The sequence below is a fragment of the Intrasporangium sp. genome (genome assembly GCF_032907665.1).
In the GTDB taxonomy this organism is placed as follows: domain Bacteria; phylum Actinomycetota; class Actinomycetes; order Actinomycetales; family Dermatophilaceae; genus Intrasporangium.
The window spans coordinates 1-6,007 of sequence record NZ_JAJJPG010000068.1 but is presented as its reverse complement, the minus strand read 5'-3'; the positions used below and the strand labels follow the sequence as shown (position 1 = coordinate 6,007).

The 6,007-nt window shown below is 70.1% G+C and carries 6 protein-coding genes; all 6 read left to right on the top strand.

The annotated features are described in order from the left end of the window. The first annotated feature begins 35 nt into the window (after window positions 1-35). Window positions 36-740 (top strand): ABC transporter ATP-binding protein, encoded by a 705-nt coding sequence (locus LOY02_RS11345; protein ID WP_317182468.1) that lies wholly within the window; start codon window positions 36-38, stop codon window positions 738-740. A 12-nt stretch (window positions 741-752) separates the two neighbouring features. After that, entirely contained in the window at window positions 753-1,631 is an 879-nt protein-coding gene (locus tag LOY02_RS11340; RefSeq protein WP_317182467.1) for a branched-chain amino acid ABC transporter permease, read from the top strand. Between the two features lies 1 nt (window position 1,632). After that, window positions 1,633-2,727, top strand: a complete 1,095-nt coding sequence (locus LOY02_RS11335) for a branched-chain amino acid ABC transporter permease (RefSeq protein WP_317182466.1) — start codon at window positions 1,633-1,635, stop codon at window positions 2,725-2,727. Between the two features lie 66 nt (window positions 2,728-2,793). Next, window positions 2,794-4,143 carry an ABC transporter substrate-binding protein gene (locus tag LOY02_RS11330; RefSeq protein ID WP_317182465.1) on the top strand — a complete coding sequence of 450 codons (1,350 nt, stop codon included), beginning with the start codon at window positions 2,794-2,796 and terminating at the stop codon, window positions 4,141-4,143. A gap of 63 nt (window positions 4,144-4,206) precedes the next feature. Then, entirely contained in the window at window positions 4,207-5,376 is a 1,170-nt protein-coding gene (locus LOY02_RS11325; protein ID WP_317182464.1) for an acyl-CoA dehydrogenase family protein, read from the top strand. A 100-nt stretch (window positions 5,377-5,476) separates the two neighbouring features. After that, window positions 5,477-5,884, top strand: coding sequence for a four-helix bundle copper-binding protein (locus LOY02_RS11320; RefSeq protein WP_317182463.1), 408 nt, complete (start codon window positions 5,477-5,479; stop codon window positions 5,882-5,884). Window positions 5,885-6,007 lie beyond the last annotated feature (123 nt).

The following is a 6,007-nucleotide window of genomic DNA, read 5'->3' as shown; positions in this document are numbered from 1 at the left end:
GGGCACGCCCCCGGCTCCGGCGAAGGGGGTCGAGCATGCTCGAGGTGCATGACCTCAGCGTCCGCTACGGACCCGTCCGGGCACTCGACGCCGTGTCCTTCACCGCCCGCCGCGGGGAGATCACCGCAGTGCTCGGCGCGAACGGTGCCGGCAAGACGACGATGCTCCGCGCCATCTCCGGGCTGCTCCCGCAGGAGCAGGGCTCCGTCCTGCTCGACGGCACCGACCTGCGCGGCGTGCCCACCGAGGAGCGCAGCAGGCTGGGTCTCGCCCACGTGCCCGAGGGGCGGGGCGTCATCGCCCAGCTCACCGTCGCCGAGAACCTCCGGCTCGGCAGTCTCGGTCGAACCCGGGGCAGCATGCCTGTCAGCCGCGAGCGGATCTACGAGCTCTTCCCGGTGCTCGGCGACCGGTCCGAGGCCCTCGCCCACGTCCTCTCGGGAGGCGAGCGACAGATGCTCGTCGTCGGCCGCGCCCTCATCGCCGCCCCGAAGGTGCTGCTCCTCGACGAGCCGTCCCTCGGCCTGGCGGGACGGGTCGTGAGCCAGATCTTCAGGACCATCCGAGACCTCGTCGAACGCGACGGCCTCACCGTCGTCCTCGTCGAGCAGAACGCCCGCAGCGCGCTGTCCATCGCCGACCACGCGGTGGTGCTGAACCTCGGCCGGCTCGTCGCCGAGGACTCGGCCGCCGTGCTGGCTCAGGACGAGCAGCTCCGACACGCCTACCTCGGGCTCTGAGGGGAGGACCCAGTGCAACAGCTCCTCACGACGACCCTGACCGGCCTGACGCTCGGCATGGTCTACGCCGCCTTCGCGCTCGCCCTCGTCATGATCTGGCGGTCGACGCGCATCGTGAACTTCGCCCAGGCACCCATGGCGATGGTCACGACCTACGTCGCGCTGACCCTCATCGACGCAGGCCAGCCGTACTGGCTCGGCTTCGCGGCCGCGCTCGGGTCAGGGCTCGTCCTCGGCGCCGTCGTCGAGCGGGTCGTCATCCGGCGGATCGGGGGCGGCTCCGAGGTGAACGCGGTGATCATCACTCTCGGCCTGTTCATCGTCCTCCACGCCCTCGCCGCCGTCATCTTCGGGGCTCGGTTCCGGTCCTTCCCGGCTCCCTTCGGCCTCAGCGGCTTCCGCGTCGGTGAGCTGTCCATCGCGCTCACCGGCTTCGGGGTCTTCACCATCGTCTCGGTCCTCGTCGTCATGGGGCTGCTCGTCCTGCTCTTCCAGCGGACCGACGTCGGCCTGACGATGCGGGCAGCCGCGTTCAACCAGGAGGTCGCCCGACTCCTCGGCGTGCGCGTCGGACGGCTCCTCACACTGGGCTGGGCGCTCGCCGCCCTCGTCGGGTCCCTCGCCGGGCTGCTCATCGCCGGTGGCAACCTCGTCCATCCCGGCTACATGGACTCGGTCGTCGTCTACGGCTTCGTCGCGGCCGTCCTGGGTGGCCTCGACAGTCCGGCCGGTGCCGTCGTCGGTGGTCTCGCGCTGGGTCTGGCCCTCAGCTTCGTCAGCGGCTTCGTGAGCGCCTCCCTTGTACCGCTCGCCGCGCTGGTCGTCCTCATGGTCGTGCTCCTCGTCCGGCCGGGTGGGCTCTTCTCCACCGTCTCAGAAAGGAGGGTCTGACATGGCGGCATCGACGCGTGGCTCGCGAACCCTGTCGTCGGAGCGCCTCGCCCGGTGGCGCGAGTCCCGATGGCGCGCGCTGTCACCGCTCACGCGACACGTGATCGTCGCGGTCGCCTCCCTCGTCCTCGTCGTCCTGGTCGTCGAGATGGCCGGACCCTTCCGCCAGGGACAGCTCTCGACGATGGCCTACCTCGCCATCGCCGCGGGCGGCCTCACGGTGCTCACCGGGCAGAGTGGGCAGCTCTCGCTCGGGCACGGCGCGTTCATGGCTGTCGGGGCCTACTCGACCGCGCTGCTGCTGCAGAGCCGCTCGGGCTCACCGCCGCTGGTCCTCGTCATCCTGGCCGCGAGCACGGTGGCTCTCGTCGTGGGGCTCGGCGTCGGGATCCCCGCTGCCCGGCTCCACGGTCCCTATGTCGCAGGCGCGACGCTGGCGCTGGCGGTGGCGGTGCCCGGCGTGGCCCTGTACTTCTCCGAGCAGCTCGGGGGCGAGCAGGGTCTCACCCTGCGCGTGCCCGAGGCCCCCACGTGGTTGGCCGACGCGATGTTCTTCGTCACGGGCCGGGAGCTCACCGGTCGCACCTACGTCGCCTACGTCGCCTGGTTCTGCCTCGTCGTCGTCTACCTCCTTCTGGCCAACCTCGGCTCGAGCCGGGTCGGCCGGCGGTGGCGAGCGGTCCGCGACGACGAGGTGGCCGCGTCCATCGCCGGCATCGACCTCGGCCGTGCACGGGTGCTCGCTTTCGTCGTCAGTGCGGCCGCGGCCGGCCTCGCCGGTGCGGTGATGGCCCTGGTCGTCCGCGTCACGGCGCCCAGCGGCTTCACCCTCACCCTCTCCCTCGGCCTGCTCAGCGCCATCGTCCTCGGTGGTCTCGGCAGCCTGCTCGGCGCGCTCATCGGCGCTGCCCTGCTCACGTTCCTGCCCCAGCTGGTCACCGCCATCGGGCAGGACGCCGGCCTCAGCGACCTCCAGGCCGCTGAGCTGGCTCCTCTGGTCTACGGCCTCACCGTGGTCGTCGTCGTCCTCGTCGCACCAGCCGGACTCGTCGGGACCCTCCGATCGAGGCTGGCCCACCGCACGGGCCCGTCCTGATCCGGCCCGCGTCCCATCACAACTCCGTCCTCATCCGCGAATGCCCTACGTCCACAGGAGAAACCCATGAAGATCTCGTCACCGAGGTCCGCCCCGGCCCTCGCCGCAGTCCTCGCCGCCGGCCTCCTCCTCTCCGCCTGCGGGGCGGGCGGCCGCGCCACCGCAGGGAGCACCTCCGACGGGGCCGCAGTCGCCCCGGAGGACGTCGTCGGCCTCACCGACACAACCGTCAAGGTCGGCGCCCACTACCCACTCACCGGTGTGGCCGCCCCCGGCTACAGCGAGATCCCCGACGGCGTGAAGGCGTACTTCGACTTCGTCAACGCGGCGGGCGGCATCCACGGCCGCACGATCGAGTACATCGTCCGCGACGACGCCTACAACCCGACCAACACGAGCTCGGTCGTCAACGAGCTCGTCCTCAAGGACGAGGTCTTCGCCGTCGTCGGCGGCCTCGGCACCCCGACGCACAGCGCCGTCGTCGACTTCCTCAACGACGAGGGTGTGCCGGACCTCTTCGTCTCGTCCGGATCCCTGGCGTGGGGCGACAACCCGGCGGAGCGACCGATGACCTTCGGCTGGCAGCCGGACTACGAGATCGAGGGCAAGATCATCGGGCAGTGGGTCAAGCAGAACAAGCCGGACGCCAAGGTCGGCCTCTTCCTCCAGGACGACGACCTCGGCGCCGACGGGGAGAAGGGGGTGCGCCGCTTCATCGACGACCAGATCGTCGAGGCGGTCCGCTACACCTCGGGAAACACCGACGTGGCGCCGCAGCTCGCCAAGCTGCAGGCAGCCGATGTGGACTTCGTCATCGGGTTCAACACGCCCTCCTACACCGCCCTGACCCAGCTCGTCTCGATGAAGCTGCGCTTCCAGCCCGAGTGGTTCTACAGCTCCATCGGCTCGGACGCGGCCCTCGTGGGAGCCCTCCTGGAGCGCTTCTCCGAGGGTGCGGTCAAGGCCGGCAGCACGGCTCTCGACGGCGTCTACACGACCGAGTACATCCCCGGCGTCGACTCGCCCGACAACGAGTGGACGAAGCTGTGGCAGCGGGTCTGGGCCGAGCACGGCAACGGCAAGGAGCTGACGAACTACCGGGTCTACGGCATGTCGCACGCCTACGCCTTCGTCCAGGCGCTCCAGGCCGCCGGCAAGGACGTCAACCGCAAGAGCATCGTCTCGGTCCTCGAGGAGAAGGGCGGGGCCTTCGAAGGCCCGCAGCTCGCGCCGTTCCGCTACTCCAAGGACAACCACCTCGGCATCGGCGGGCTCCAGGTGAGTCAGCTCAAGGGTGGCGCGGGCACCGAGCTGACCAAGGTGCTCGTCACCGACCTCGGCGACGCCCCGATCAGCGAGGACACGTCCGGTGCTGCGGACGACGCCCCGCCCGCGAGCGGGATTCCCGGCAACTGATCCTCGGGAACTGATCATCGGGAACTGACAGAGTGGACGGCGAAGAGAAGAGGAGGCCGAGCGATGGACCTCGAGCTGACCGGTGAGGAACGTGAGATCCGGGACTGGGTCCGGACGTTCGTGCGCCGCGAGATCATCCCGATGGAGCCGGAGGTGCTGGCTCGCGAGCGTCGCGGCGAGCGGGGCCTGCGGCCGGACGAGCTGACGGCGCTGCAGCTCAAGGCCAAGGACGCCGGGTTCTTCGGCATCCAGACGCCCGAGGAGTACGGCGGGATGGGGCTCGGGGCCGTCATGGCAGCGCTCATCGAGGCCGAGCTCGGCCGATCCTTCGTGCAGTTCCGCTTCGGCGGCGACGCGGACAACATCCTCTACGTCGCGAACGACGAGCAGAAGGCCACCTACCTCGTCCCGACGATCAACGGTGACCGGAAGTCGTGTTTCGCCATCACGGAACCCGGCGCCGGCTCCGACGCGAGGGCGATCCGCACCACTGCCCGTCGGGACGGCGACGAGTGGGTGATCCATGGCGAGAAGACCTTCATCACGGGAGGCGACGAGGCCGACTTCGTCATGGTCTTCGCCGTCACCGACCGGGAGAAGGGGGCCGACGGCGGGGTCACCTGCTTCCTCGTCGACCGCGAGCGGGGCTGGCGCAGCGCGCCCATCGACACGATGGGTGAGTGGGGGCCGGCCTCGCTCGTCTTCGAGGATGTCCGGGTCCCCCACTCGAGCATCCTCGGGGAGGAGGGCAAGGGGTTCGAGCTGGCCATGCGCTGGATCGGCAAGGGGCGCTACCTCCTCCCGGCTCGGGCCCTCGGAGCCTGTGAGCGCCTTGTCGAGATGGGCATGGAGCACGCCCGCAGCCGGGTCACGTTCGGCAAGCCCATCGCCGAGCGCCAGGCCATCCAGTGGATGCTGGCCGACTCGGCCGTCGAGATCGAGGCCCTGCGCTGGCTCGTCCTCGCGGCGGCCTGGCAGGTCGACCGCGGGCTCGACTCGCGCCAGGCCCAGTCGATGGCCAAGCTCTACGGCGGGATCAAGGCCAACGAAATCGTCGACCGCGTCCTCCAGATGCACGGCGGCATGGGATACACGCGGGAGCTGCCCGTCGAGCGGTGGTACCGCGAGCTGCGGCTGCTGCGGATCTACGAGGGAACCGACGAGATCCAGCGACGGACCATCGCGCGCAACCTGCTCCGTGGCCACTCCTCCGTGCGAGGGCACCTCGGCTGACCTCGGGTGGTGTTGTCGTGGCCGGTCGTGTGGGTATGCGCCGAACGGGCACGCAGGGACTCCGTGGACCACCGCGGGGCGTGTCCTCGGAGGTGATCACATGCACACGGTTGAAGCGATGCTCGACACGTATCCGAAGGACCTCGGTGACATCGACCGCGCCAAGCTCACGGCCTGCGTCCAGGCGTGCTACGAGTGCTCGCAGACCTGCACCGCCTGCGCCGACGCCTGCCTGAGCGAGGACATGGTCGCCGACCTCGTGAAGTGCATCCGCACCAACCTCGACTGTGCGGACATCTGCGCGACGACCGGCGCCGTGCTCTCGAGGCACACCGGCTACGACGCAAACCTGACCCGGTCGGTCCTCGAGGCCTGTGCCCAGGCGTGCAAGGCCTGTGGTGACGAGTGCGAGAGCCATGCCGACATGCACGAGCACTGCCGCGTGTGCGCCGAGTCGTGCCGCCGTTGTGAGCAGGCCTGCCGCGACCTGCTCGGCGCGCTGGGCTGAGCGGGAGGAGGCGTCCTTCGCGTCCATGGGACGCGAGCTCAGCGGCATACGATGATGCCGTATGCCGCTGAGCTCGACCCGCGCCCAAGGTGACCGGTCCGTTGAGCACCGCCAGGAGTGCGT